This is a genomic window from Enterobacter sp. 01-M-03-SI-ECC (assembly GCF_047530215.1).
In the GTDB taxonomy this organism is placed as follows: Bacteria; Pseudomonadota; Gammaproteobacteria; order Enterobacterales; family Enterobacteriaceae; genus Enterobacter; species Enterobacter chengduensis.
The window spans coordinates 1-25,546 of record NZ_JBLKDA010000046.1; the positions used below are offsets into that span (position 1 = coordinate 1).

The following is a 25,546-nucleotide window of genomic DNA, read 5'->3' on the forward strand; positions in this document are numbered from 1 at the left end:
TTTGCCGTTACGCACCACCCCGTCAGTAGCTGAACAGGAGGGACAGCTGATAGAAACAGAAGCCACTGGAGCACCTCAAAAACACCATCATACACTAAATCAGTAAGTTGGCAGCATCACCGTGAAATCGTTAGGCTTAAGTGAAAAATGATATTAAGATTATCCCTGGCCAGTTGAGGCCTGTCTAAAGAAGGTTGATTATGTCTGACACAAAGCAGTCTTATTTAATGAAATTCCGTAAGTGTAGTTCGTTCGAAACGCTCGAAAAAGTATTTGAAAGGTTATGTGAAAAAAACTCGGGTGTCGCCTCTCTTGAAATTTCTGGTGCTTATGATCATCGTAAAGCTGAACTGACAATGAAAAAGTTATATGACAAAGTTCCTGCGAGTGTGTGGACCTTTGTTCGCGAGTAATTATTGATATTGGCACAACAAAAAGACTGTGTCTGGATTTGAAAATAGTTTATGCCCCTTTCGGGGCTAAAGGCACTGTAATAGCCTGTCTTTTTAACTTTCTTATTAAGTTCGGAGAAAGACTTTAATCATAAGCCAAGCCCACTGCTAAATACATCCGATATTCTCCTTAATTTTAGAAGTTGTGATAAAAGTTACTTTACCTAAACTTCTCTCTCCATATTTGTAAGGCTCTCATTTGATTCTTGTCAAACATTAATCTGGAAAACTAAAAAATCATTTCTTTTAATTCGTTTTACAGAAATCCTCCTCCGTTATTTCGGATATAGTTTGAATAATTATCAAAAACGGGGTGCAGCCATGCGTAAGAGTTACACATTTGGTATTCCATTTGGACTCCAGAGAGAATCAGGACTCTTTTTAGATATTACAGAGGTCAGCCGGGGTATCGACTGTAACTGCATCTGCCCCGCTTGCAAAACTGATCTGTTAGCAAAGCAGGGGGAGGTCAAGCTTTGGCATTTCTCACACAGTACTGCTGTAGCCGGTGACTGTGATGGTCTGATGGAAGCCATCCGGGGAAAAATTATTGAAGTCATCAACGAGCACCAGGTTCTTGGTTTCCCAAATCTTCTCGCTGGCGACGATGGTGGGCCGGTTTCACTGAATGAGGTTATTGGAAGCGGCAGTATGTTCGGAGGCACAGCTGATCTGTTCGTAAAGGTTAATGATTTATGTGTGGCCGTCTTTCTGGACAGGGATCGTAGCATTTCTGCGAAGTTAACCTTTGACCACCTTCATCCTTCCGAAAGAGTTGCCGCATTGCGTATCGATCTTCCAGATATTGAATATGAAATCAGTCAGGTGCAGCTCGGGCGACGTAAAACAACATACAGTGAGTGCATTGAAAGCCTGATCATTGATGAGACCAGTTCCCGGGAATGGCTATATCATCCATTAATGCATGAACTTGAATCTGAACCTCTTCAGGAGTATCGGGGACGGGAGCCTTCAGAGGAAGGGCCTCTTCTTCAGCGCCTTGCTGACTGTAAGATGAAATTGCCTGATATCCTTCCGGGCAGTCATAACGCGTTAGTCAGGTTACAGCAGGATACGATTGTATGTCTGTGTCGGTTAACGGTTCGGGCTTATGACATCGCTCAGACCGATGAATTTCCTTTGTTCCTTCGCTATTTCAGGTTGCACTGCCTGGAAAACAGCGAACATGTCAGTTACGAAAGACTGATCTGCTGGCAGGAAATGATTTCAAAAACCCAGGAAGGCCAGTCCTTGACACAAAACGAACTTGAATATCTTCATGAGATTGTCCGCATCGCCTTATACAATCACCGGCTTAACAATGTCAGTATTTCAGATGTTAAAAACCATGACACAGGAAAGGAGAGCGGCAGGGTAGAGCCACAAAACTATTCACTCTTATAAATAAATTGGGCTTTGCGCATTAAACCCTTGCCGCAGGAGGTGTACCGCATATCCGGCACAGACAGTCAGTTTTTCTGGCAGCTTAAATTTGACACAGCTTAATATAGTGATTCATTAAACAGGTTCAGTATGCTGCCAGAACGTTTTAGTCGTTATGGGCGTCCGTTAGTTTTCTACTAACTGAACGACGACCAGCCTGCCGCCTTCCTCCTTTGACAGAACAAACTGAGCGTTATTCGTCAGTTCAATTTTTTCCCCAATGGCAATCTGTCGTTTATCCGGTAATGACATAAGCCCATTTATGCCTTCATTTACTAACCACCACTGATCGTTATGGAAAACAAAATACCCAACTCGTTTCCTTTGCAAATCGGTTGTACGCTCATTTGGCGCAATGAGGCGATTCACATGCCACGCATAGATTGACTGCCCGCTCCACACCATCAACCGGTGGTCGTCAGGACGATAACTGCCTTCCTTTCGGGAAGAATATAAATTTAGAACCGGTAATTTACCCTTGTATGGCGTACCGCAGTAGGGACAAACCGGCTTTGTCTTACCCGAGAAAACGTACCATTTCTGTTCACACGCCTTGTTCTGGCAGGGCTGTATCAGATCGACTGTTTTAACCAGGGCGCTTTCCCACTCATCGGCGGTCGGGCGTTTAGTGGCATCGTGTAAGCCATCTATAAAGGCGCGCTCAAACAAAGGTGTCAGATAAGGGCCCATGATGGTGTAAGGAATTTTCTCCGGGTCAGCCCAGGGCAGTGAAAAGGACGATAGCTGACTGACTTTGACTGCATTGCTTTTGTCTGTCGGATGTTCAATGAAGAGTGCCTTCTCACCCATAGATAAGGTCTCATCACGTACTTCATCCGACATGTCATGTATTTTTCCGCCACGTAGCGGATGACGGAAGAACAGATACATGTAGATAAGCACCGACAGCGCATGACGGTCAGTAGTAATGCTTGGCAATACGCGGTTCGGATCCTCTTTGGAAAGATGACTGGTTTTCACCACTTCCGGAGCGATAAAATCCGGGGTGCCCACCACGTCGGGAGGATACTTTCCAGGGACAACCAGGCCGTCTACGTCAATGATGCAGGCATGTCCCATTTCTGGATCGATAAGCACGTTTTTATAGCTTAGATCGCTGTGACAGAGACCTGCCGCATGCATCCTTCTGACGGCTCTTGTCAGCAGCAGACAGACCTTGAGATAGGTAAGCGTATTGCCTCGTTCACGTGGGTCGAGAAATTTGTTCTGGTTGCTGGCGCTGGCAAACCATTTGCCTTCCTTTTCACGACCTTTTATGCCAAGAAAATCATCGTTTTTAGAGCCGTATTTAAAGAAAAAGTAGCTTTTGTAGGTTGGAACCACGATGCCGATTTTATGCCCATGCTCAACAACATGGGTCGGCCAGCAAAACAGGTCCTTCCAGTATTCACCTCCGGACTGGCCAAAAATGTTTTGCCTGTAGCGTCCGGTGATCATATCAATCCGATCCCGGGCCTGCTCGTTCTGCGGTTTATGATAAAAAGCGACGACGTATGATTTATCAGGCGAAAAGTAAACATCCTTCATCGAGCCCGAACCAATTACCTCGTCAACATACTGGACTGTTTCGCCGTCCTTTGTTTTGCACGTAACGATATTTGCCATATTGATCACCGAAAAAGCGTATCCCTTACCACAACACCGCAATAGTGCGGTCATCATGGTTCCCTGTGGAGAAAAAGTTAAGCCAGTCGCCTAACCTCTCAGGCGCAATACTGGCGTCTGTAAGGACAGGGTTGAGCTCATCAACGAGACGGGTCCATTTTTCGTCACTGCGAAGCCCATTATCCGTCTCAAACAGAGGGTCTGAGACGCCGTCTGTCATGAGGATCAAGTGAGATACATCATTCCATTTACCCACGCTGATGCGGCCGCTAAACGAGGGGTCTGCGATAATGCTCTGGTCAAGGAAACGGGTTTGTCCTGCGTATTCTCCGCTATCGGGATTTCCCAGTATCCTGACTTTACCGGAAGGGCTGTATGCACCTATCGCACCATCACCAAGCCAGAATGCAGTCGCAAACAGCTCGTTATCAGTTCGTAGCGCTACAGTTGCCAGAAGGGTTGTTGAATAGGATTTCACAGGTTGTTCTGCACAAATGGCTTCGTTCTGGATACTGTTGACCGCGAGCGTAGCTGCCTGTTTAAAATGATGAAGCATGGCGTTTATTGTTGCCTGCTGATCGCTCCCTTCCCACGCCGTGATGTGCTGCTTTAAATGGACGCCTTTCACACCACTGAGCTGATTTAAAAGGTAATCGCCAGCCGTTTTGACTGCAATCCGGGAGCCTTCCCGGGAATTTACCGCACTACCGGCTCCGTCTGCGACCAGCATGACAGACCATCCTGTTTCCTGGCAGTGGTTGATGTAGAAGTCGTCATCTCTGAAGCTTCCGGCATGCTCATGAGAGCGTCCCCGGCGACTGGCGGCAGCAATACGTATATCACCCCTGACCAGGCCAGCAGCGTCCAGATGGGACTTAGGGTAGGGAGCGTCTGCTGGTGGCTCTACCACCTTCCACAGGCTTCTCGGATCGGGATTGATTATAAATAGCTGTTTTGTTTCACATTCGTCGTGCGACGTGCATGACCAGATTACTGAAAGCTCTATATCGCCGCTTTCGGTGGGAGTACCTGTCAGCAACTCCTGTTCTTTGTCAAAAGACAGGCCAATGTTCCGGGGAAAGACAACGTCCCTGACAGTAGCCTGCTGGCCCTCACCCAGAACGATAGCAACCGGCGAAGAGAAACGTTCGCCTGCGCGGGCGTTGGGGATCGTTATTTTAGCTCTCGGGGGAACGGCAGGTGGCACAGCTAAGCTGGCCCGCTGCTGGCCTGTCGGTATCTGCCCGGGTTTTAATACCAGGGAAGACAGGTTTTCGTCTTCCCTCTGTGCTGGTTTATCAAATTCGTAATAAGGCATCAGCTTCCAGAACGGAGGATGAGGCTCATTTTCTGGCAGGGGTTGCAGTGCTGATGTATCGGTAGCGTCAATGCCCGGGTTATCAGCAACACTTACGACCGTTTGTTGCTGATCGGAAAGACTGGATGCTGACGAGGCGGCAATCTCTGCGTCGTTATCACCTTCGCTAACCCGCGCAGATAAACCCTGTGCAAGGCTCTCAATCCGCTCTTTAAGCCGCATAATTTCTTCGGTAAGGGATGGGTCCTGCGATAGAAGTAAAAGCCGCTCACCTTCAACAGGGTGGCCCAGCTCAGACAGAACTAAGCGGATAATCTTCTCTTCAAGTAAAGCATTTTGCGACATCAACCTCTCCCTCTGTTTACGTCGAAGTTAGTGTTTCCGCCATCATTGCTGAATGACAGGCCTGTTTCACACCACGGGCAGATCACGTCATCCGGGCCGTCAATACACAGCAACTTTCCGCATGAGCACAGGGCAAACGCACTGGCATTACCGCAGTGGGGGCAACCCGGTACGCCATGCAGTTCGCTGGTATTTACCTGCAAACCGGTAGCGGTGGCATCTGACCACGCAAAATAGTCCTCATCGATGGGATAGCATCCGGCAATATTAAAGCTGTTCAGGTTCAGACTGAAATCGAGCCCGGAAACCCTTGCTGGTGGCCGTTCATACTTCATCAGGTACGGACGACGGGTCTTGCTGCAACGGCCGGTAAGCGTAACGCAGTTTTCGTCGTACGCTTTTACTGGCTCGTCCTTGGCCAGCCGGACTATGTATTCAGTCTGGCTGAGCTCAGGTTGTTTGTCGTCCCCGACGCTGCGGCTGTGCGCCGTAACCGAGGCCGTGATCCATTTGATGAAGCGGGTAAAGTCCCCTTCCTGAGATTCGGTGAACAGCATGACATTCTCTGTCAGTTGCCGCAGGATATTCAGGTCCGCTGACGGCCCCAGGCCAACGGCAATGAGATTCACTTTACTCGCGTAGTGATCCTTCCAGCGCTTCACTTCTGCGGTTGTGTCGTCAGTCGGACGTCCGTCGGTAAGGAGATACACGACGGGTTTCCAGTCGCCTTTAGCCTCATGAGTGGTTTTTCTGACCTGGGTATCAATTTGCACGGTCAGCTCACGCAATGCAGCTCCAAGGCTCGTACCGCCGCCAACGGGAAGGCGGGGAGGGTAGAACGAGGCAATTTCGTGAAGAGGTACAATCGTACGGGCTACACCGGCAAATGCGATTACCGAGACCCAGGCTGTTTCAAGTGCGTGTGGATCCTTTCTTAAATCTCCGACGATCATTTGCAGACCATCAGTCATTTTTTTCAGGTTTTCACCAATCATGGACTCTGAACAGTCCAGGACAAAAAACACGGGAAGGCGTCTCATAATTTTCCTCGTACGGCTGGTACGGCCAGCAGAAAACGTTGCTGTACAGAAAGGTGCTGCCCGGAAACAGCACCTTTCTGTCTGTCAGAGCACCAGCTGGATTTCTGGTGGAGGAGGGGGAAGGGTATCAGTTCCGTTATTAATCCCCGCGCTTGTGCTGCCGGAAGACACGCTGGCCGATACCCATTTAAAGAAACCTGCAAACGCGGTTGAATCTAGCGTCTCCAGAGACACAACCTTATCGGTGAGCTGTTTTAAGTGCTCATGGCCTGCTTTAGGACCAACGGCGCAGGCAATGATGGATCCGAATCCCCGGCCGCGAATCGCTTTTACCGCTTCACCGTACGCCAGGGCATCAGAAGGGGTTCCATCAGTCATCAGGAATACCAGAGGACGCCAGTCTCCTTTGGTATCACCATCTGAGCGACGTACATCCCGTTCAACACACTGCATCAGACATTCAAGGGCAGCACCGGTGAACGTCCCGCCTGCGCTTGGCACAACGATGTCAGAAAACTGGAAGTCTTCCAGCGGCGTGAGAGGAATGAACTCACGCGCCTCATTGTCATAGGTGATAATGGAGATATGAACGCTTTCGAGGGCGTAGGGATCCTGGCGAAGAGCGCTAAGCATCGCCTGAATTCCAACGTTAACGGAATGGATTGACTCACCGCGCATCGAGCCGGATGTGTCGATAACAAGGTAAACAGGCAGGCGGCGCATCACATGTAATTCCTCAGGTGCGAGACAAACGAATCTGATTCTGAAGGCTCACCAATTGCCCTGAGTTTCCAGCCTGTAGCCTCGCGTATCAGCTCGGCAAAGACCATGGAGCGCTGGCTGGCGAAGGCGGGTCCGCCAGAAAGATCGAATCGTGCCATTTCAATATTACGGGCATCTACTGCCCGGATGAAGGCATTCTGAACTTTACCAAAGTGCTGCTGGAGCTTTTCACCATTGTAGATCTGAACGATGAACACAATTTTCTCGTACTGAGCGTCAAGGGAATTCAGGCGCACAATAATTTGCTCATCGTCACCGTCACCGGCTCCGGTTCGGTTATCGCCCGTCAGCCAGATATTGCCTGACTTATGGCGAAGGCTGTTGAAAAAGATGATATCGCCATTCACAAGCGTTGGTTTACCATTTTCCACATTGCCGAGATCGGTCACCTTTCCGGCTGAATTACACAGGAAAGCGATCACATCAAGGTCGTATTCTTCTTCTTTTTTACCAAAGATCCCGCCGAGAAAACCTTTCTTTTCCTCATTAATATCCCAACCGAGGCCGATAGTAACGGACGAGAGATCGTATTCATTTTTTTTCAGGCTTACGCCCTGGCCTTTGCTCAGACTGACAGACATGATATCCCCTTAATCAATAAAATTATAAGACCACATTTACTTCTGGCGGCGGCGGTGGCAGGTCTTCAAGACCGATCACTTCTTTTTTGCTGGACTCCACTTTCTGACTGCCTACCGAAATGCTCGCACTGACCCATTTAAAGAAAGCTTTAATCGTCGAACTGTCAGCTGTATCGAGCTGAACCACGATTTCAGTGATTTCTTTGAGGACGCTGGTATCGGCATCATGCCCGGCTGCACATGCCACAACAACGCCGGTTCTGGCCGCTTTAAAGTCATTCAGGCCTTTACGCCAGTCATCATTCGGACTTCCATCCGTCATCAGGAATACAAGGGGACGCCAGTCACCTTTAGTGTCAGCCGTCGTTTTCTGTACTTCTTTGGCAATGGAGCTGGCCGTGAGGGAAAGCGCTTCGCCAAGAGACGTGGTGCCGCTGGCTGTTAGTGCTGGCATCTGGAAACTCAGGAGGTCTGTCAGGGGGACTGCCTGTCGGGCTGAAGAATCAAAGGTGATCACTGACACGTGAGCCGTTTCGAGTGCATACGGATCCTGTTTCAGCGTGGTAAGCAGCGTCTGAACGCCATTTTTAACCGCTTCGATAGGCTCTCCGTGCATAGAGCCGGACGTGTCGAGTAGCAGATATACGGGTAAGCGTCTCAAATGTAATTCCTTCTTAAGAGATCGGAAGAGGAGAGTAGTTTCAGGAAGAGGCCAGGGTTTGTTGATTTGATAAAACGGCACGACATCTGTCGGGTGGAGATTAAATACTCAGAAGCGGCATTAAAGAAATAAGTTAACCACCATAGAATTACCGACATGTGAATGGCCTCTTATCAACAGAAAAATAATTCAGACCGGACTGGAATATAAGATTTCTGAAAAAACTCGGACAAATAAACTGTCTTATGTATGAAATTCATCATACATCACAGATCTGCATGAATGGAGTGTAAAACGCCCAAAGATTGATGTGTAGCACAAGAGGATGTCAAGACACCAGGTTTTGTAGTCAGTAAGGCGCTGCTGGCATTGCGGGAGGAGAATAGATCAAAACTACGTCACGCCAATACAGAGGTAAAATATGACAAAACCGGGGTTTTCACCCCGGTCTGAGATTTAGCGTCAGGACTTTTTAGCGCTGTATTCTTTTATCAGTTCGTCAACGGAGTGCAGAGCCAGCTTCTCTACCGCTTCACTTCGGGTCGAGCCACTCAGCGCAGCCAGACGGTCAATTTTTCTTAAGATCCGCATGCGTAGCGATAAGGACACGGCTGTTTTTTTATCCTTATCGAGTACGACCTTCCCTGTAGACTCACCGGTTTTCAGTTCAGCATTCTGTGCGAGCGCTTCATTCATCCGGCGAAGGGTCTTTTTATCCAGCTGGCCCGGATTAACGAGATGGTAGGAATGACCTGCCTTGCTGTATTTGATCTCCGCAGAATATGACTCGCGTAGCTCTTTGAGGGCCCGGGTTAATGTCGGCTCTGAGCATTCCAGACTGGTTATAATGTCGGCAGCGGAAACGGGCTTGCCGGTGCCCAGTAAGTTGGCAAGCTTAAAAATCCGGGCCTGTCTGGTATTTAATTGCATCGTAAGATTTAGCCTGCTTAAAGGGTTAGTGGTTCAATAGGCTGAAAAATGAAGGTACTGCTCATCTTTCGAATAACCGGGTGATCGCCTAACGCTTCAACCGGATCAATGTGTTCTATGCCTGCAAAATTTACTGACGACATCTGGCTGCGAGTGCATTTGCAGGACAGGATATACTCATCCTCCAGATAGCCGGTCCGCTTACTGACCCGTTGCGTAAAGCCTGACACAATCACGTTGTCGAAAGGTAGCGTATGTAAAACGATACCGACCAGGCGGAACAAGCAGCCATGGACGTGGCGGGCATAGTTTTCGCGTACGGCTTTTTGCGTCATGGCTTTTTCCGTCAGCTCCGTGCCCCGGGCATTAACGCCGTAAATCTTATCAGGGAAATCTTCAATCTCAGCTAAATCAACGTCCAGCAGGACTGCTGATAGCTCCGGCTTTACTTCAAATGCAACAATCGTTTCACGCGGCCATTCAGTTTCTGCCAGCACACCCGCCAGGTATGATTCGAAAAACGCGGCGTCTGTCCGGAACTGCTGCCGGGCATCTGCCTGAGCCGTGGCGAGCCGTTTTTCATGTTCTTCTGCTTCAAACTTCCAGTTTGCATACTGTTCGGCCCAGGCCGTCCGTTGTTGCTGGTACCGGTGCTGTCGAAGGGTATTCTCACGCTCCACATCAATCAGCTCCTGCTGCCACCGGCGAAGATTTTCGGCGTGGCGCTCAGCTTTAGCTGATTCCGATTCAAACCATTTACCCAGAAAACTAATGCCTTCGCTCTCGGCAGGCTTTTCCGGCAATGCAAGGTAGTCTGGCTTTTCTGGACGCACCGGTGCCGGAACCTGAAAAGGCGACGTTCTGTTATGCAGGTATACTGCTTCCAGCTCTGCCCAGCTGATGCCTGTTTTTGGATCCGGCGTCAGCTCGTGAATATTACGGATTGCGGTTACCGCTGACATGAGTTCAGCGGCTTCCTGCTCAAGCGCCTGTCTGAGCCCCGGGTCGGTTGCCGTCCGGTTTCCACCTCCGGAACGCGCGGCCCGGTCAAGCCGGGTACGGTAACTCAGCCCGGTACCGGGCAAGCCCAGATTGGCATAGGTCCCCCGGCTACCAAAAGAAACGGAAGCACCTCTCGGCCCGACACTCAGGCTCGGTGCACCGTTACTCAGGTTGAGGCGAACGCCAGGAATAATGTTGATCGACTTTCTGAACCTGAACCCCATTATGATTTCCTTAATGATGCTGGGTCACGGTAAGTAATCTGATTCCATCAGCGCTTTGCTCGTTCTGTAACCCATAAAAACGAGCTCTGTCCAGAATGCCAGCCGCCCAGCGGCGATGTGTGGCGGGTTCACACATTGCTCCCTGCGACTTAAACACGGCCTGGGTAGAGTTCAGGATCCGCAGAGCGTCAGAATACTCACCCTGAGTGACCATCAGCGCGTTTTGAATGACCTCTATCTGACCCGGGTGAATGGCCGTTTTCCCAACAAGCCCATGTGCCATATCAAGAGCCAGCTCTCTGGCCATAACGGCATGATCGTCAATATGCTCACATACGGGCGCGGTCAGGGCAAAATCACGCGGGCCGAAGACTGAAACGAGCATTTTGATGACGTAGCCCATCGGGCTGTCATACAGCGTCAGGTCCCGGGGGCGGCGAAGCGACACAACGTTCATAAGATCGTTGCCGCCGATTCGAAGCGCAATAATGCGGTCGTGGCAGGGATGTTCCACCAGGCGAGTGGCCAGCTCGCGCATCTGAACCACGTCAAAGACGTCTTCTGTTTCCAGCGTTGGCATCATGCACAGGTGAGTCCCGCCCATGATATCCCACCATTCAGCTAACGAACTGAGGGTAAATTTCGGCAACACAAACCCATCGACAGCGGAAAGATCATAATGCGCTTTTAACCATCTGCCCATGTCGGCATGCCGGGGGCGAATGAACACCAGAGGCCAGTCATTTTTACCCAGGCTACGCATGCTGTTACTGAGCTCGTGCAGCAGGTGCTCCAGATTTTTGAGGGCGATGGGGATGTCTGCTTCACTGACAGCATCCTCCAGGCAAATCACCAGAGAGCGCAAACCCGGGATTTTCCCGTGCAGGACGGCATCAGCAATATCTTCCCGTGTTGCAGGCATGTATAGCGTGGCTCCCAGATTCCAGGGAGAAAGACGATTTTTCATCAGAGTACCTTCTTGATAATGGTTACAGCCCGATACTGGCCGAGGGTTCCCCCCATTTCTGTAACAACTATTCCCTTTTCACGAGCAAGCCCTACAAGCAAGGCAACGTCCGGGTCGTCAATAGAACGCACAAATACATGGTCCGGTACCCGACGTAATACAGCCCGGGTTGCTTCAGCAATACCGGGTTTAATACGATTGACGCTGTCCACTTTAAATTCATCGGCCAGGAACGCGATAACGTCGCGACTTGTCTGCCATAAGACCCGGGCTGACTCCATATTCCAGCTCAGGGTAGCGAGGGATGACGGGGTTAACTTCTTACGGAAATGGGCGACGGTATCGACAAGCATCCGGCTGCATTCGAATTCACTGAGATGCTCGCAAACCATGCACCCATGTAATCCTTCAGAGGACCATACTGACCGGGAGATCAGGCCTGATACCGGCGCACCCATGATGCCAAAAGGAATGAGCCAGTCATCATCACTGGCTGCAAGCCAGGAGCAGCCACAGGGATCGGCCAGGACAACCAGTCGCGGCTGCTCAGGATAGCCCGGGCGATCTTTCAGTGCGCGTACAAGCTCTCCGGTAATTGCGCCTTTACCTGTCCATCCGTCAACAAAGACAATACCGCTGGTACCATGGCGCTCTTCAATGACGTCGAGGGCTGCACCGTCAATTCCACGATCCCGGATAATGCTGATACCGTAATGCCATGAGGTTTTCCCCATGTCACGCAGGGCCTGGTGCAGCATAACGCCGAGCGGCACGCCAGCTCTGACGAGACTGGCCAGTACAATGGGCTCATCACCGAAGCGTTCGGCCAGAGCAATAGCGAGCTGTGTGACTTCTTTTGCAAGTCTCTCTGCGCCCCGATCCAGCGCCCGGTGAAACAAATCAAGATGCCATTGTGTTGGCGCTGGCTCCTGACTGAGCATGTCCGAATAATGTTTCTTCCCTGACTGAATCAGCTCTTCTTTTTGCTCAACCGGCGTCATCTCAATGACTACCGGCTTTAGCAGAAATTCCACGTCACCGGGCTGGTATGAGCCGGTAAATGTGTCATGTGGCTGCATTTTAATTTTCTCCAAAAATTCGCTGTGAAATGGCATCTGCAAACTGACTCTGACGCGGGATGCCAAACCAGCTGCACAGTTTCATAAAACGATGATCGCTCAGGCTGTCGCCCAGACCAATTACGGGGAAGACTCCGCGTTCAGCCCGAAGTTTTTCAAGAAGCCATCTGACTGCCAGCCCTTTCTCAACCGCGGTGGGAAGCCAGGCCACGTTATTACTGTTGCGGTGGATGTAGAAGCCCTCGGTCGGAAACACCGTTTCTATCTCATCTGCAATGGCATTGAGCTCGTCAAGGCGGGTGCTGTCGCGGTGCTTCATCACCATATAAACCGCCGTTTCACCGTATTCGAAGTTCAGCCTTGCCCAGGCATTGATCCCTTTTGCGTCCATCATTTCAGTGATCAGACGCTGCATCGATGTCAGCTTTTCCTGATAGGGAGCCAGCTGGCCGAGCATATGGGCCTTCCACTCCTCGTCGGGTTTGCCTTCTGGCGTGAGAATGACGGCCCCGTGAGTGGTGATTGCCCAGGAGTGGAAAGGGATCCGTACGCGGCTGATTTCTTCAGTTCCCCGTGCGGTAACGGGTATGAGTTCAGCCTGCTCCAGGAGCCAGTCCACCAACATGGACTGTTCTTCCGTCATAAAGCTTCGTGGATTCAGGGTGCGATCAACGGCACCGGTACGGAATGGCTCCAGGGCCAGCTCGTCCACCATTTTACGACGGGTCTGAAAGAGCGTGTCGTCAAGGTCGCTCAGAACAACGGGTTTATTCATAGGTAACAATCTCCACGACGGCCGCAACCTCAGCCAGCGCTTTAAGAAGCTGCGTGTCAATACTTTCTGCGGGTGTCTCAGTACACACAAGAATGCGGTCAAACTGCTGGTGGGCGACGTTATAGACAAAATTGGGGATGCCCAGCCCGTAGTTATCCGTAAAGGAAATGGCGGACTCAATGGCATAACCAACGGCGATAGGGGAGCGGGTGGTCGATCCATAAAATGCCTGTGCTCCGGCAGCTTCGAGCCGTTCAGCAAGCAGGAACGGCTCCCAGACGAATTCCCCGGTCCCGAGAACCAGAATACGTTCCCCCTTGTGGACGGAGACCTCATGGCCGAGATCGGCCGCAGGTGCGAGCATCCCCAGTCGGCCCCAGGACTGTTTTCCCTGGATGTCCCATTCTCCTCGTGAAGTTACGTTGACTTTCGGCATGTCCGGGACAGGTGCATCAGGTAATGGGGTCCATCCCCACTTACCGCTTACAAGAGAAACCGAAGTGACTGGTAAGGTGCTGCGCTCGGACAAGGCTTTGCCACTCCAGTCGGTAAGCGTAACGGCTATAACCTGTTCAATATGTTGAAGCTTGCCGGTATTACGCAGGGCTGAAAGCAGGTTAATAAAGGTATTACCGGTGGTTGCCTCGTCATCAATCAAAACCAGCGTTCGTGCGTTGGTAACACGACGTCTTTTCTCTTCATCATCTGGCAGATAGATCAGATGATCGGTGGCGTGGCTGTGTTCTTCCTTGAACTCGCAAAGCAACGTGCCATCAACCGGGTGACGGGTAGAGGTCAGATAGACAGATTCAGGATGCTGGTGGCGCACTTCATCAAATACACCGGCCCCAAGCCCAACGGCGGTTTCAGCCATACCGATAAACAGTACGGGTCCTGTCAGTGTCGAGGGGAACTGGCTGGCAAGCTGTCTGTAGGCCTGCCGCATGACTGAGGGTGGCACGGGAATGTGCCTGCCGAGTACTTTGCTGACAAACAGAAAGGCGCGTTTCGGGTTACGTCTTTCAGCGATGTCAAACAGGTCATCGAGCGAAACTTCACCCTGGTCGCGGGTTACCTGAATCGTACCGCATGAGAGGGTACGGCGATAAATCATATCTTCGAGGATATCAGACATAAATACGCCTTAATTCAGAAGGTTAGAGAGTGATTCCGGGTATGCAATTACATCCGTAATGGATCTCACCGCAACCGGAGAAAAGGTGTTTTTAGCGCTCTGGCGCACCATATCTTCAGACATCAGACCGAGCTTAAAGGCAGCAAATAACCCAGGAAGGTTCACCCCGCTGTGAAGGGTATAACCCACCCCCCCTGACGGACGCATGTTGGTTTCAAGCAGCACCGGGTTGCCATTCACATCGTTTCGCGTCTGAACATTCACCAGCCCGTCGGCCTTCATAACCCTGGCGCAGTCACACGCCAGTTCCCAGGCGCTTCCTTCGTTTACCAGATACTGGATAACCCCTTCCTTACGGCGTCCCACGGCTGCGAGTATTTCGCCCTTATCCGCGAGGATATCGACGGAAAATTCCGGGCCTGGCAGGTACGGCATCAAAACAAGGGGTTTAAACGACTCAGCAGCTGATGCTGCTGCAATATACTGTTGCGGACTGACCAGACGATGTTCGGGATGATTAAAGACGGCCATAGGCGAAGCACTGTCATCAAAGCGCCAGAATCCCATGCCATAGATACCCGTCACCGGCTTCACGCATACCGGGCTGTCAGTGAACGGCGGGGCCGCGAGGTGTGTTTTTAATTCTGCCAGCGTATTCACCCGCCAGGATGGTACGACCGGGAGACCCTTTTGCTCCATAAACTGAGCAAAAGTAACTTTTTCGTCAGCCAGAGTTAACCAGTCGACGCCCGTTGCACCGGTAGTAAGGGTGGCACCGGTCGATTCAATGGCTGAACGGTGTTCTTCAAACCACTGGCTGTTACGGCCAGTATGAATATGGTGGATGCCGTAGGACTGAATGGTTTCCTGGATAAACTGAAGACGTTTTTGAGGATCTTCAGGTTCAGTCAAAGAATAGTCGGCAACGGAAAGGATTTCATTTCTTTCGTTACGGTGGGAGGCAAAAACGGTAATGGCAAAATTATTTTTTTTTGCAAATGATTTTACCCCCTGAATAATATCTCGCTGGGAGGATAAACCTTCCATAAACCAAATTTTCTTGTTCATTTTTTTTAATTATCCGGAACGCCATGCAAATTTATGATTGAGAAGTGAGTCTATGAGTGTCTAAGCTACATGTCAATCATAATATGATTTATAACTCCTGTGGTTATGGAGTGCGTCAGGTTTTTTGGATTCCTGATAACACATTGATATTTAAATTAAACTTAGAAAATTAACACCCTGAAAAGGATTTCTTTTTGTGTTTTTACAGAAAACTACCAAAATTTCCCTTGTCAGAGAACTTCATCATGATATGATTTTCTTCGTCAGTTACTAAATATACCTTTGATTGTCTCGGTCATTACCATTTTAAGGAATAAAACATGGTTTCATTAGTTAAGAACCAGACGGTATCACTCAGCAAAGAATCATCTGCATTAAGCCAGCTTCATTTCGGTCTCGGTTGGGATCCGGTTAAGAAAAAAGGTCTTCTTGGAGGATTGTTTGGAGGCAACGACTCAATCGATCTCGATGCTGGCTGCGTATTAATGGACAGCACCGGTAAAACAATTGACACCATCTGGTTCCGCAAACTGGAATCCACCTGCGGCGCTGTTGTGCACAGTGGCGATAACCTGACCGGTGAAGGTGACGGTGACGATGAGGTGATTAATGTCAACCTCTCCCGACTGCCTGCAAACGTTGAATACCTGGCGTTTACGGTAAACAGCTTCCGTGGTCAGTCGTTCAATGACGTCGAAAACGCGTTCTGCCGCGTTGTCGATCAAACCGGCAAAGAGCTGGCTCGCTACAAGCTGACTGAGCAGGGCTCACATACCGGGATCGTTATTTCTTCGCTGCGCCGTAATAACGGCAACTGGGACTTTACCGCCCTTGGCCATGCCTGTCGCGGCCGCACAATTGACGATATGCACTCCGATATCGTTTCAGCGGTTATTCGCTAATGAACCTGACGCCGGGGGGCAATGCCCCCGTTCCAGCCCAGGAGTTGCGGGTCCGGATCACCTCGGGCGGCCAGGTGGATGCTTCGGCGTTTCGCCTGTATGCCGACGGGAAGGTGCAGGGTGATGCGGACATGGTGTTTTATGGTCAGCCACGTAACGATGATGGTACCGTCAGCCTGGTCAGTGAAGGCCAGTACTCAACCTTTACTGTCGCGCTCAACCGGCTGAAACCTGATGTCCAGAAAATTGCGTTCACCGTGACCTGTGACGGTGGGCAGACGGTGTCCGGTCTTCGTAATCTTTCCATCGACGTGGAGCAAGGGGCTACCGGCCTGGTTAGCGGCAGTGTCGAACTGAGCGGCCGTCAGGAAGCAGCCTTAATTCTGGGTGAATTTTACCGTCGTAATAATGACTGGAAATTCCGCTTCGTTGCGCAGGGGTTCAACGGTGGACTTAAACCGCTGGCAGAGCATTTCGGCGTAAATATTGCCGACGAACCGGCTCCCGCAGCCCCGACTCCTCCGGTTGTAACCCCTCCGCCAGTTGAGACAAAAATCAGCCTGAGCAAGGTATCGCTGACAAAAGAGAAGCCTGCAATCAGCCTGACCAAACGGGATAACTTCGGTGAAATCCGGATCAACCTGAACTGGCACCGGGGCAGCGGCAAATCAGGCTTTGCAGGCATGTTCGGCTCCAAAGGAATCGACCTGGATCTGGGGGCCTTTGTTGAGCTTCAGGACGGGTATAAATCGGTCATTCAGGCGCTCGGTAATGCATTCGGTGATTATCGCGATGAACCGTATGTTCAGCTCAAGGGCGATGACCGGACGGGTGATGTATCAGACGGCGAGTGGCTGCATATCAATGGACGTGAATGGAAGCATATCCGCGAAGTGCTGATTTACGCCTTTATTTATGAAGGTGTTCCCAGCTGGGACAAGACTGATGGTGTGGTCACCATTCATGTGCCGGATCAACCGCCCATTGAGACCCGCCTGACCGAAGGTGAAAACCGTCGCACATTGTGCGCCATTGCCAGACTCGTAAACGAAAACGGCGCAATTAAAGTCGAGCGAATTAACCAGTACTTCAAAGGCCAGGACGAAATGGACCGGGCATTTGGCTGGGGATTTCGCTGGAGCGCCGGTTCTAAATAACACAGCAACAAAGGAAACAGGTATGAGCTTTTTCGACAAAGTTAAAGGTGCCATTAACTCAGGCCGTGACGAACTGACCCGCCAGGTTGGCCGTTTCAAAAACAAAAAATTCATGCAGGGCACCGTTGCTGTATGTGCCCGTATTGCCGTATCGAGTGACGGCGTAAGTTCGGAAGAAAAGCAGAAAATGATGGGCTTTCTGCGCTCTTCAGAAGAGCTGAAGGTCTTCGATACCAATGAGGTGATTGAGTTCTTCAATAAACTGGTTTCAAGCTTCGATTTCGATGTTGAAATCGGCAAGGGCGAAACCATGAAATACATCCTGGCGCTGAAAGATCAGCCTGAGGCCGCTCAGCTGGCCTTACGTGTTGGTATTGCCGTTGCGAAAAGTGACGGTAACTTCGATCAGGACGAGAAACTGGCCTCCCGCGAGATCGCTATCGCGTTGGGCTTCGACCCGGCTGAATTTGGCCTCTGATCCACATCCCTAAGGGTAAAATATGGTTTCCACACACATCGGCTTCCCGACTGAAACGGTCATTGTTTTTATTGCGCTTTCAGTCGGTGCCATCTTTATTGACCTGTTTATGCACCGTGATGACAAGCCTATTTCGCTGAAGAGTGCGGCGCTCTGGTCCGTATTCTGGGTTGTGGTTGCGATGGCATTTGCCGGTTTCCTCTATATCCACCACGGTGCTGAGGTTGCCAGTCTGTTTGTCACGGGTTATGCGCTGGAGAAAGTGCTGTCGGTCGATAACCTGTTCGTCATGATGGCCATCTTCTCCTGGTTCGCCGTTCCGGATCGTTATCGCCACCGTGTTCTCTACTGGGGGATCATTGGTGCCATTGTCTTCAGGGGCATCTTTGTCGCCATCGGTACGAGCCTGCTGAGTCTGGGGCCGTATGTTGAAGTTGTCTTCGCTATTATCGTTGCCTGGACAGCGGTCATGATGCTTAAAAGCGGTGATGACGATGATGAAATTGAGGATTACTCCCAGCATCTGGCTTACCGCATGGTTAAACGCTTCTTCCCTATCTGGCCGAAGCTCAGAGGGCATGCCTTCCTGCTTAACCAGAAGGAAGTGGATGCTGAACTGGCGAAACCAGAAAACAGCGATGTCACCATTGGCCGTGGTAAAAAAGCGGCGCTGTATGCGACCCCGCTGTTCCTGTGTGTGGCTGTGGTTGAACTCTCGGACGTAATGTTCGCGTTTGACTCGGTACCGGCAATCATTGCCGTCAGTCGTGAACCGCTTATCGTCTATAGTGCCATGATGTTTGCTATCCTGGGCCTGCGTACTCTGTACTTTGTCCTTGAGGCACTGAAACAGTACCTGGTTCATCTGGAGAAGGCCGTTATCGTGCTACTGTTCTTCATCGCGGCAAAACTCGGCCTGAATGCGACCGATCACATCTGGCATCATGGTTACAGCATCGCGGCAACAACCAGCCTGTATGTTGTACTGGGTGTACTGGCGCTGGGCATTCTCGCAAGCGTCATGTTCCCGGGCAAACCTGAATCTGAGGAAAAGGGGAGTTAATCCCCTTAAGTGTTAACCTGAACAATTACTAATCGAAGAGGTTATTTTATGAGTGTTTCTCTTTCCAAAGGCGGGAACGTCTCCCTAAGTAAAGCAGCTCCGTCAATGAAAAACGTCCTGGTGGGCCTTGGCTGGGATGCGCGTTCAACAGACGGTCAGGACTTTGACCTGGATGCTTCAGCATTCCTGCTGGCCTCAAACGGCAAAGTGCGCGGCGATTCAGATTTCATCTTCTATAACAACCTGACGTCATCCGACGGTTCCGTAACGCACACCGGCGATAACCGCACCGGTGAGGGCGATGGTGATGATGAATCGCTGAAAATTAAACTGGACGCCGTCCCGTCTGAAGTTGACAAGATCATCTTCGTTGTGACCATCCACGATGCTCAGGCTCGTCGCCAGAGCTTTGGTCAGGTATCCGGTGCGTTTATTCGTCTGGTTAATGACGATAACCAGACTGAAGTTGCTCGCTACGATCTGACCGAAGATGCGTCCACTGAGACTGCCATGCTGTTCGGCGAGCTGTATCGCCACAATGGTGAGTGGAAATTCCGCGCAGTAGGTCAGGGTTATGCTGGTGGTCTGGCATCTGTATGTGCTCAGTACGGCATTAACGCGTCCTGATCAAAAAGTAACTTTTCTACCCGGGGCTGTTAATGCAGCCCTCATTCAACTGTTTGCAGGAGCTAAAAATGGCAGTTTCTCTCGTAAAAGGCGGCAATGTATCTCTGACCAAAGAAGCACCAACCATGAATGTTGCTATGGTTGGCCTAGGCTGGGATGCCCGTGTAACCGATGGTCAGGGTTTTGACCTGGACGCTTCCGTGTTCGCAGTAGGCGAAGACGGTAAAGTGTTGTCAGATGCGCATTTCATTTTCTTCAATAACAAAACCAGCCCTGATGGCGCGGTAGAGCACCAGGGCGACAACCGTACCGGTGAAGGCGACGGCGACGATGAGCAGGTCAAAATCGATCTGACCAAAGTCTCAGCAGATATCAAAAAACTGGTGTTTGCCGTTACCATCTATGATGCAGAAGCGCGTAAACAAAACTTCGGCATGGTGAGCAACAGCTTCATGCGCGTTTACAACAACGACAACGGCACGGAAATTGCCCGTTTCGATCTGTCTGAAGATGCCTCAACCGAAACCGCTATGGTCTTCGGTGAACTGTATCGTCATGGCGCTGAGTGGAAGTTTAAAGCTGTCGGTCAGGGCTTTGCCGGTGGCCTGGCGGCTCTTGCCTCCCAGCACGGCGTTAACATCTAAAATAACGCTGAATCATACCCCGGCAATGCCGGGGTTTTTTTTGGTTGCGATCCGCTATCAGGAGGGGGGGGGCAGAAAGGGTTCGGGAATCTCAGAAAGCAGAGAGATGTTAATTCTGACGTGAGCCTTTTAAAGGCAGGAAACGGATTTTTCTCTGGTTGCTGGTTAAAGCCTGTATTCCGTGCCTTATATCAACAGCATGCCCCTCTGATATATGTTACGTTTGCGACTTATGAAGGCACGGGTTCTGGAAGATAAAATACCCGACCAATGGAAATTCCAATTCAACAGGTATAGAAACTTCAACGTGATGAAATATGGTGTCACACCATATATACGCCTCACCAGAAATCCAGCGTCCTGAACTAAGCCAGGGGAACCTATATAAACGCTGCGCTTTAAAATAATCAAAAATCAGGAGAGTTAATGTGAATCTACAATCCGGACAAAACATACCACTTCAGCAATCTGCGATCAGGCTGAATCTTCAGTACCCTACCAAATCCGGCTTTAAAGGCGAACCCGATACCTGCCTGTTCCTGCTTAATGCTCAGGGAAAGGTCAGCGGCGATTCTGACTTTATCTTTTACAATAATCTGTCTTCTCCTGAAGGGGCAGTAAAGCTCGTTACCGGTTCTCAGCAGTCCAGCATTGAGATAGCACTGGATCGTGTTCCTGCGAACATCAGTAAAATTGCAATCACAGTTGTCATTGATGGTGAAGATACCATCAGTGGGCTCAGTTCGTTGAGCATGCAGGCTCAAGGAATCGCTGAGTTCCAGGCTGAGACTCAGGGCCGCAGTGAGAAAGCAATTATCCTGGGTGAAGTATATCGGCACAATGGCGCCTGGAAGCTTCGTGCGCTCGGGCAGGGTTTCAACGGTGGTCTTGAGCCTCTGGCCATTAGCTATGGCGTTGATGTCGCACAGCCAGCTCCGCAGCCAGCAAAGCCTGCTCGTATCAGTCTGGAAAAGAAACTGGAAACCAGATCTCCGCGCCTTGTAAGCCTCGCTAAAAAAGCCTCGGTCAGTCTTACTAAAAATAAACTGGACACCCTTGAGGCAGCGGTTGCATTTGTACTTGACGCATCCGGCTCAATGAGTGGCCAGTTCAGTAAGGGTAACGTTCAGTCTGTGCTGGACCGCATCGCCGTTCTTGCCGCCCAGTTCGACGACGACGGTGAAATGGATGTCTGGGGATTTGGAGAGAAGCATAAGAAGTATCCAAACGTCACACTGGACAACCTGGACACATATATTCAGTCCATTCGCGGGGCTGGAAAGCGTTCAGCCTGGGAGAACCTGCCGGGCCTCGGAGGGACAAACAACGAGCCTCCTGTGATGGAAGAAATAGTCGACTACTTTAAGGACTCGAAAATCCCGGTGTATGTTGTATTTATTACCGATGGCGGGATCAGCAAGACCCGGGCGATTAAAGATGCAATCCGGCGTTCTGCCAACTACCCCATCTTCTGGAAGTTTGTCGGCCTGGGTGGTTCAAGCTACGGTATCCTCAAAAATCTGGATGACTTTACTGACCGCCGGGTTGATAACACCCACTTCTTTGCCATGGATGATTTCGGTTCGATTAGCGATGAAAAGTTATATGATAATCTACTGGAAGAATTCAGACCGTGGATCGATGAAACAAAAAGGTTAGGCATCCTTTAATACGCACAGTTTGAGCTTGGTTGAATGAGCTCTACAGCAGCTTAATACTGTAGAGCCTTTGTTCATTGGAAATCGTACAGGGAGGCGCATATGGACCGCATCAAGTACCTGAAATGGATAGCTGAAGAATCACCAAGTACGGCTCAGCAGCTGGTGGCCTGGTTAAACAGAGCAAGGCACTATACGCCCGACATGAAAGAGCATCAGGCAGGTGTACAGATTCAAGAAAAGGGGATTGTTGTAGGGCTTAGACAAAGTACTAATCGTTATCATGGAGATTGTCTGACCATACATGTGGTACGGCTTCCGGAAGAAATACAAAACAAGGGATGGTTTAAGTCTTTTCTGAAGCTTTGCTGTGAATCGAATCCCTGGTGCGATGTTGTAATAGAAGACGTGAAAAACCCATATTTATTAAGCTTTTGTAAGAAACTAAACTTTACTGTATTAGATGAATTTTACCCGAATACTTACATAGTAAACACAGATGCCATTATGAGTTTACCTATCCCACCCTTAGGGAGATACGAAACCTATCTTTATTAAACCTGCGAACCTTTACCGGTTGCGTGGGGAGCGGATGGACTTCGGCTAAAGAAAAATCACATCGTCTATTTTGACCAGAAAAAGCTAATCTGCTTGATGTAATGCAGAAACGCATTACATTAATATCTTCTCCCAACAATCACCTGAACAATTCCCTGATTGCTTTTCACCTCATACCAGTGCTGGCTCATAGTTAGTCCTTAAGCAAATTTGTTATCGGAATAAAGAACGAAGCCAGCCTCATCGAGGCGCATAACCTTCTTCCCTTAACGCCTGTTGTAATTTTTCAATTGCGCTTTTCATTACCCAGGCTTCTTCGTCACTCACAGCACAGCCACGAAGATCGCTCCAGCTCAGACGTTTAACTAATTGAGCAAGGGCCATAGTTTCATTCTCATCAAGCTGCAAACTCAGTGTCTCAATACCTTCCACTATCTAACCTCCCTTATACTGAAAAATGGCGCTTTATTTCTGACCAGATGCCGAAGCCTTGAATGCGGCCGGAACTGCCGTTGTTTCTACTTTACAGAAATGGAATTAAAAAGTGGTGGTGCTGGGCACGTTTCTTTTCCAGTCGGGGTTTAAGCCAGAGCCGAAACTCATTCAACTTCTCAGCAGCCAAAACCGCTTCAACGGGGAAAACTTTATATTTACCCTGCTGCTGAGGTTCACCCAACCATCGCCTGATGGCTCCGTCAGTCCATAAACGAGTCTCTTTGAGCCTGGTTACAGTGACCCATTTCCTGGACCATTCATCAAATTGTCGCTGGCGATCCCGATAACGTTGTTCTTCCTGCTGACGAAGCCAGTCGCGATCAACAGCGAATTTTCGGTATCCAACAAAGAGCCCTTGTACTTTGGCCATGACAACATTCCGGTTTGCTTAGAACTGTTCAGACAGACATGTCAGGGATAAAGCTGAAGAAAAAGGTACAACGAAGAATAACCAAGACATAGGCCTGCCGGGTAAGTGGTGCGGTGCACAGGACTGTCGGAAAGTACGCTCAGAGAGGGTCGTTTAAGCATGATGCACCACCGCCAGCCAGCCTTAATAATGGTAATGTACCACTGGGTTACCAGACAGACCAGTAACGCATCAAACATAAAACTGTTTTTTAAAAAACGTCAGGAACGTAGCCTGACCTTTTAACCAGTGGTGTAAAAAACATACAGATTGCTCTGAGGTATGAGGTTCAGCAACTAGCCTTGTCGACGCAGAAACATTAAGTAATCAATAGCAGCTATCGCAAACAATGGTGAAAACCACCACGTGCTTTTCAACAAGCCAAGCGGCAGAAAGAGTACAGTTGCCATCGAATAAACAAAAACACGAACCATACCATCTGTAATAAACATAGGCTATTTGCAATCTGAGGTTGGATTGTAGATTTTAGTTAGAAATGGATCAAAGTCCGTTTTGTGCAAAACTTGGTTGACAACCCTCTTTTGGAAGATGTGCCGTTTCGTGCAAAAGTTGGTTGGAGGCCAAGATGGCAGAGTTCGTAGGTTCGGCTGCTTCGCAAGCTGATTTCATTTGGAAGAACGCGGAAGACCTGTGGGGGGGGATTTCAAGCATACCGACTTCGGCAAGATCATTTTGCCGTTTACTCTGCTGCGTCGATTGGAGTGCGCACTGGAGTCTACACGGGAAGCATCGCTCGATAGCCAACCAGCCACGATTGAGTTCTTAGAAGCAGAGTTCAGTGTTGATTTCGATGCGCTGCTATCTTGACCGCCAATCAGACCCGCATGGTTCAGGTTTGTGTATGAGAGTCCCCAAATGGCTGTAGTTCTAACCAAAGCCTTGATTGAAGCCGGCCGCGCCGGAAATAGTGGGTACAGAAAAGGCAGTTGCTTGCGCTGGGCGTAAGTTACCCGCCGAAAAGCGGCTGGATCGAACGACTGATCGGCACTGAGGTATCTGACGAGCAGTACGAACGCTTTCTGGGGCACAGCACGAGCAAGCAGGCTGAACAGATCCTACGCGGAGAGCAGCCAGCCAAGGGGCTTCAGTATGCAAAGCGAGCGAAGAAGCTCGCTTCTGAAAGAAAAGCCACAATTGATCTGGATAACGAGCACCTGTCTGAAATCGAAAAGTATCGGTAGCCCTAGACTTTTAGCCGCTGAAGATCTCTTAGATACCATTGGTGAAACTTGCTGAAGTCAGCCTTCTGTTTCTCTACCGTGCTGTTATAGATCGCATCACTGGTAACCGCACAAGCAGTCCAGCCAGCCTCATAGACGAAGCGAGTAGCTATCGGTGACTTCTTCGGGGTGCTATCCCAGCGGTTTTTGAGCCACCGCGCAAGCCCTTCATCAAGAGGGACCACCAGATTTAGCTGCTGTTTTGTGCGAGTGATACCGACATAAAACAGCCGACGTTCCTCCTCGATTTCCTCTTCGGCCGGAGGGGTGTTCATCGATGTGCGAACGCTGTAAACATCATCGGGTTTGCCGCCAGGAAATTCCTGCTCATTCAGCCCGATCAGGGGTCGTCTCAGAAAACGGAATCTATGGTCACTCCCGTTTTTGCAACACCGATTTTGACGACAAGTTGGCTTGCTTGAATCTATCCGGCGTCTGAATGGGATTTTATTCCCGCGCCTTGATGAGTTCCGCGCCTGATGAACCTCCAGAAAATATACGGCTTCAATGAGCCTTTCCGTTTTACAGGTTCCTCAACAGGCCGGTGGGCCGTTAGTATCATCAATATCAGTATTCGCAAAACCAGATCAGTAATTCTTTAAACCGGTGTATTTCTGCCGTTATGCTACATAAGTTTGCTGTCGTGCCGTTAGGGCCCAGGCTATTCTGGCCAGCTTGTTTGCCAGAGCACAAGTGACGACAAAGTTGCTTTTCCGGCACAGTAAATCCCTGACCCAATCGGCCAATTTGCCAGACTGGTGTTCCAGTTTTTGTATGAATACCCTGGCACATTGAACCAACAAAGTTCGGATCTTTTTATTACCTCGCTTACTAATTCCCAGCAATGTCGTCCTACCTCCCGTGCTGTACTGCCGAGGTACAAGC

29 protein-coding genes and 1 pseudogene are annotated in these 25,546 nt (G+C 49.9%); 12 read left to right on the top strand and 18 right to left on the bottom strand.

The genetic code is table 11. The features are described from left to right. On the bottom strand, window positions 1-66 hold a 66-nt coding region (locus ACMWKK_RS24120; RefSeq protein WP_096257578.1), incomplete at its 3' end, for an IS1 family transposase. Between the two features lie 134 nt (window positions 67-200). Between ACMWKK_RS24120 and ACMWKK_RS24125 the strand changes: the two genes are divergently transcribed. Beyond that, window positions 201-413: an Hha/YmoA family nucleoid-associated regulatory protein gene (locus ACMWKK_RS24125; protein ID WP_001285422.1), complete on the top strand. Its 213-nt coding sequence runs from the start codon at window positions 201-203 to the stop codon at window positions 411-413. Window positions 414-773: 360 nt separating this feature from the next. Beyond that, the gene (locus ACMWKK_RS24130; RefSeq protein ID WP_001232447.1) at window positions 774-1,856 is read left to right on the top strand and encodes a hypothetical protein; all 1,083 of its coding nucleotides are present in this window, start codon (window positions 774-776) and stop codon (window positions 1,854-1,856) included. A 165-nt stretch (window positions 1,857-2,021) separates the two neighbouring features. Here ACMWKK_RS24130 and ACMWKK_RS24135 read toward each other — a convergent pair whose 3' ends face one another. The 13 genes from ACMWKK_RS24135 to ACMWKK_RS24195 all read right to left on the bottom strand — a co-directional run bounded on the left by ACMWKK_RS24135 (window position 2,022) and on the right by ACMWKK_RS24195 (window position 15,429). After that, entirely contained in the window at window positions 2,022-3,521 is a 1,500-nt protein-coding gene (locus tag ACMWKK_RS24135) for a helix-hairpin-helix domain-containing protein (protein WP_001284318.1), read from the bottom strand. A gap of 25 nt (window positions 3,522-3,546) precedes the next feature. Continuing rightward, a complete protein-coding gene (locus tag ACMWKK_RS24140; protein ID WP_000081060.1) occupies window positions 3,547-5,184 on the bottom strand; it encodes a PP2C family serine/threonine-protein phosphatase in 1,638 nt (545 codons plus the stop codon). After that, window positions 5,184-6,224: a TerY-C metal binding domain-containing protein gene (locus tag ACMWKK_RS24145; protein ID WP_001253656.1), complete on the bottom strand. Its 1,041-nt coding sequence runs from the start codon at window positions 6,222-6,224 to the stop codon at window positions 5,184-5,186. Before ACMWKK_RS24145 ends, ACMWKK_RS24140 begins: the two co-directional genes overlap by 1 nt. 84 nt (window positions 6,225-6,308) lie before the next feature. Further along, window positions 6,309-6,947, bottom strand: a complete 639-nt coding sequence (locus ACMWKK_RS24150) for a vWA domain-containing protein (RefSeq protein ID WP_001253658.1) — start codon at window positions 6,945-6,947, stop codon at window positions 6,309-6,311. Further along, a complete protein-coding gene (locus tag ACMWKK_RS24155) occupies window positions 6,947-7,588 on the bottom strand; it encodes a TerD family protein (protein ID WP_000116681.1) in 642 nt (213 codons plus the stop codon). The genes ACMWKK_RS24150 and ACMWKK_RS24155 overlap by 1 nt, the downstream gene beginning before the upstream one ends. 22 nt (window positions 7,589-7,610) lie before the next feature. After that, window positions 7,611-8,249 carry a vWA domain-containing protein gene (locus tag ACMWKK_RS24160; RefSeq protein WP_001253657.1) on the bottom strand — a complete coding sequence of 213 codons (639 nt, stop codon included), beginning with the start codon at window positions 8,247-8,249 and terminating at the stop codon, window positions 7,611-7,613. Between the two features lie 462 nt (window positions 8,250-8,711). After that, a complete protein-coding gene (terW, locus tag ACMWKK_RS24165) occupies window positions 8,712-9,179 on the bottom strand; it encodes a tellurium resistance protein TerW (protein ID WP_001176767.1) in 468 nt (155 codons plus the stop codon). A 17-nt stretch (window positions 9,180-9,196) separates the two neighbouring features. Further along, window positions 9,197-10,405, bottom strand: a complete 1,209-nt coding sequence (locus ACMWKK_RS24170) for a DUF4236 domain-containing protein (RefSeq protein ID WP_011152964.1) — start codon at window positions 10,403-10,405, stop codon at window positions 9,197-9,199. A gap of 10 nt (window positions 10,406-10,415) precedes the next feature. After that, complete coding sequence (locus ACMWKK_RS24175; RefSeq protein WP_031942304.1) at window positions 10,416-11,372, bottom strand: HpcH/HpaI aldolase/citrate lyase family protein; 957 nt, start codon at window positions 11,370-11,372, stop codon at window positions 10,416-10,418. Then, the gene (locus ACMWKK_RS24180) at window positions 11,372-12,451 is read right to left on the bottom strand and encodes a cysteine protease StiP family protein (protein ID WP_001585166.1); all 1,080 of its coding nucleotides are present in this window, start codon (window positions 12,449-12,451) and stop codon (window positions 11,372-11,374) included. The genes ACMWKK_RS24175 and ACMWKK_RS24180 overlap by 1 nt, the downstream gene beginning before the upstream one ends. A gap of 1 nt (window position 12,452) precedes the next feature. After that, a complete protein-coding gene (locus tag ACMWKK_RS24185) occupies window positions 12,453-13,226 on the bottom strand; it encodes a hypothetical protein (RefSeq protein ID WP_001040058.1) in 774 nt (257 codons plus the stop codon). Beyond that, complete coding sequence (locus ACMWKK_RS24190; RefSeq protein ID WP_001280115.1) at window positions 13,219-14,361, bottom strand: phosphoribosyltransferase domain-containing protein; 1,143 nt, start codon at window positions 14,359-14,361, stop codon at window positions 13,219-13,221. The genes ACMWKK_RS24185 and ACMWKK_RS24190 overlap by 8 nt, the downstream gene beginning before the upstream one ends. A gap of 9 nt (window positions 14,362-14,370) precedes the next feature. Next, window positions 14,371-15,429 (bottom strand): ATP-grasp domain-containing protein, encoded by a 1,059-nt coding sequence (locus ACMWKK_RS24195; RefSeq protein ID WP_012695441.1) that lies wholly within the window; start codon window positions 15,427-15,429, stop codon window positions 14,371-14,373. 320 nt (window positions 15,430-15,749) lie between these two features. Between ACMWKK_RS24195 and ACMWKK_RS24200 the strand changes: the two genes are divergently transcribed. The 8 genes from ACMWKK_RS24200 to ACMWKK_RS24235 all read left to right on the top strand — a co-directional run bounded on the left by ACMWKK_RS24200 (window position 15,750) and on the right by ACMWKK_RS24235 (window position 22,516). After that, window positions 15,750-16,331, top strand: coding sequence for a tellurium resistance-associated protein TerZ (locus ACMWKK_RS24200; RefSeq protein ID WP_000254137.1), 582 nt, complete (start codon window positions 15,750-15,752; stop codon window positions 16,329-16,331). Beyond that, window positions 16,331-17,488, top strand: a complete 1,158-nt coding sequence (locus ACMWKK_RS24205; protein WP_001054786.1) for a TerD family protein — start codon at window positions 16,331-16,333, stop codon at window positions 17,486-17,488. The genes ACMWKK_RS24200 and ACMWKK_RS24205 overlap by 1 nt, the downstream gene beginning before the upstream one ends. A 22-nt stretch (window positions 17,489-17,510) precedes the next feature. Continuing rightward, on the top strand, window positions 17,511-17,966 hold the full coding sequence (locus tag ACMWKK_RS24210; RefSeq protein WP_000007449.1) for a tellurite resistance TerB family protein: 456 nt from the start codon (window positions 17,511-17,513) through the stop codon (window positions 17,964-17,966). 22 nt (window positions 17,967-17,988) lie between these two features. Further along, window positions 17,989-19,029: a tellurium resistance membrane protein TerC gene (terC, locus tag ACMWKK_RS24215; protein WP_000255079.1), complete on the top strand. Its 1,041-nt coding sequence runs from the start codon at window positions 17,989-17,991 to the stop codon at window positions 19,027-19,029. A gap of 48 nt (window positions 19,030-19,077) precedes the next feature. Next, entirely contained in the window at window positions 19,078-19,656 is a 579-nt protein-coding gene (gene terD / locus ACMWKK_RS24220) for a tellurium resistance membrane protein TerD (RefSeq protein ID WP_000116680.1), read from the top strand. 68 nt (window positions 19,657-19,724) lie between these two features. After that, the gene (locus ACMWKK_RS24225; protein ID WP_000301247.1) at window positions 19,725-20,300 is read left to right on the top strand and encodes a TerD family protein; all 576 of its coding nucleotides are present in this window, start codon (window positions 19,725-19,727) and stop codon (window positions 20,298-20,300) included. A gap of 428 nt (window positions 20,301-20,728) precedes the next feature. Further along, window positions 20,729-21,970 carry a vWA domain-containing protein gene (locus ACMWKK_RS24230; RefSeq protein WP_001053340.1) on the top strand — a complete coding sequence of 414 codons (1,242 nt, stop codon included), beginning with the start codon at window positions 20,729-20,731 and terminating at the stop codon, window positions 21,968-21,970. Window positions 21,971-22,060: 90 nt separating this feature from the next. Beyond that, window positions 22,061-22,516, top strand: coding sequence for a hypothetical protein (locus ACMWKK_RS24235; RefSeq protein ID WP_000374058.1), 456 nt, complete (start codon window positions 22,061-22,063; stop codon window positions 22,514-22,516). 240 nt (window positions 22,517-22,756) lie between these two features. On the opposite strand, the gene ACMWKK_RS24240 is transcribed toward ACMWKK_RS24235, so the two are convergent. Both ACMWKK_RS24240 and ACMWKK_RS24245 read right to left on the bottom strand, forming a co-directional pair. Further along, on the bottom strand, window positions 22,757-22,948 hold the full coding sequence (locus ACMWKK_RS24240; RefSeq protein WP_000398479.1) for a hypothetical protein: 192 nt from the start codon (window positions 22,946-22,948) through the stop codon (window positions 22,757-22,759). Between the two features lie 91 nt (window positions 22,949-23,039). After that, complete coding sequence (locus ACMWKK_RS24245; RefSeq protein WP_001151572.1) at window positions 23,040-23,381, bottom strand: hypothetical protein; 342 nt, start codon at window positions 23,379-23,381, stop codon at window positions 23,040-23,042. Window positions 23,382-24,006: 625 nt separating this feature from the next. On the opposite strand from ACMWKK_RS24245, the pseudogene ACMWKK_RS24250 reads away from it, so the two are divergent. Next, window positions 24,007-24,227 (top strand): annotated as a pseudogene (locus ACMWKK_RS24250) (type I restriction-modification system subunit M N-terminal domain-containing protein); the annotation flags it as partial. Between the two features lie 140 nt (window positions 24,228-24,367). Beyond that, the gene (locus ACMWKK_RS24255) at window positions 24,368-24,622 is read left to right on the top strand and encodes a hypothetical protein (RefSeq protein ID WP_000880375.1); all 255 of its coding nucleotides are present in this window, start codon (window positions 24,368-24,370) and stop codon (window positions 24,620-24,622) included. 2 nt (window positions 24,623-24,624) lie between these two features. Here ACMWKK_RS24255 and ACMWKK_RS24260 read toward each other — a convergent pair whose 3' ends face one another. Then, the gene (locus ACMWKK_RS24260) at window positions 24,625-25,170 is read right to left on the bottom strand and encodes a 3'-5' exonuclease (RefSeq protein WP_306307854.1); all 546 of its coding nucleotides are present in this window, start codon (window positions 25,168-25,170) and stop codon (window positions 24,625-24,627) included. Window positions 25,171-25,281: 111 nt separating this feature from the next. Then, on the bottom strand, window positions 25,282-25,546 hold a 265-nt coding region (locus tag ACMWKK_RS24265), incomplete at its 5' end, for a transposase (protein WP_139031232.1).

Coding starts and splice junctions, on each gene's coding strand:
- terD (WP_000116680.1), top strand. CDS start 19,078: ATGAGTGTTTCTCTTTCCAAAGGCGGGAACGTCTCCCTAAGTAAAGCA.
- ACMWKK_RS24145 (WP_001253656.1), bottom strand. CDS start 6,224: ATGAGACGCCTTCCCGTGTTTTTTGTCCTGGACTGTTCAGAGTCCATG.
- ACMWKK_RS24205 (WP_001054786.1), top strand. CDS start 16,331: ATGAACCTGACGCCGGGGGGCAATGCCCCCGTTCCAGCCCAGGAGTTG.
- ACMWKK_RS24190 (WP_001280115.1), bottom strand. CDS start 14,361: ATGTCTGATATCCTCGAAGATATGATTTATCGCCGTACCCTCTCATGC.
- ACMWKK_RS24155 (WP_000116681.1), bottom strand. CDS start 7,588: ATGTCTGTCAGTCTGAGCAAAGGCCAGGGCGTAAGCCTGAAAAAAAAT.
- ACMWKK_RS24195 (WP_012695441.1), bottom strand. CDS start 15,429: ATGAACAAGAAAATTTGGTTTATGGAAGGTTTATCCTCCCAGCGAGAT.
- terC (WP_000255079.1), top strand. CDS start 17,989: ATGGTTTCCACACACATCGGCTTCCCGACTGAAACGGTCATTGTTTTT.
- ACMWKK_RS24125 (WP_001285422.1), top strand. CDS start 201: ATGTCTGACACAAAGCAGTCTTATTTAATGAAATTCCGTAAGTGTAGT.
- ACMWKK_RS24225 (WP_000301247.1), top strand. CDS start 19,725: ATGGCAGTTTCTCTCGTAAAAGGCGGCAATGTATCTCTGACCAAAGAA.
- ACMWKK_RS24135 (WP_001284318.1), bottom strand. CDS start 3,521: ATGGCAAATATCGTTACGTGCAAAACAAAGGACGGCGAAACAGTCCAG.
- ACMWKK_RS24210 (WP_000007449.1), top strand. CDS start 17,511: ATGAGCTTTTTCGACAAAGTTAAAGGTGCCATTAACTCAGGCCGTGAC.
- ACMWKK_RS24235 (WP_000374058.1), top strand. CDS start 22,061: ATGGACCGCATCAAGTACCTGAAATGGATAGCTGAAGAATCACCAAGT.
- ACMWKK_RS24130 (WP_001232447.1), top strand. CDS start 774: ATGCGTAAGAGTTACACATTTGGTATTCCATTTGGACTCCAGAGAGAA.
- ACMWKK_RS24185 (WP_001040058.1), bottom strand. CDS start 13,226: ATGAATAAACCCGTTGTTCTGAGCGACCTTGACGACACGCTCTTTCAG.
- ACMWKK_RS24170 (WP_011152964.1), bottom strand. CDS start 10,405: ATGGGGTTCAGGTTCAGAAAGTCGATCAACATTATTCCTGGCGTTCGC.
- ACMWKK_RS24180 (WP_001585166.1), bottom strand. CDS start 12,451: ATGCAGCCACATGACACATTTACCGGCTCATACCAGCCCGGTGACGTG.
- ACMWKK_RS24150 (WP_001253658.1), bottom strand. CDS start 6,947: ATGCGCCGCCTGCCTGTTTACCTTGTTATCGACACATCCGGCTCGATG.
- terW (WP_001176767.1), bottom strand. CDS start 9,179: ATGCAATTAAATACCAGACAGGCCCGGATTTTTAAGCTTGCCAACTTA.
- ACMWKK_RS24200 (WP_000254137.1), top strand. CDS start 15,750: ATGGTTTCATTAGTTAAGAACCAGACGGTATCACTCAGCAAAGAATCA.
- ACMWKK_RS24245 (WP_001151572.1), bottom strand. CDS start 23,381: ATGGCCAAAGTACAAGGGCTCTTTGTTGGATACCGAAAATTCGCTGTT.
- ACMWKK_RS24140 (WP_000081060.1), bottom strand. CDS start 5,184: ATGTCGCAAAATGCTTTACTTGAAGAGAAGATTATCCGCTTAGTTCTG.
- ACMWKK_RS24175 (WP_031942304.1), bottom strand. CDS start 11,372: ATGAAAAATCGTCTTTCTCCCTGGAATCTGGGAGCCACGCTATACATG.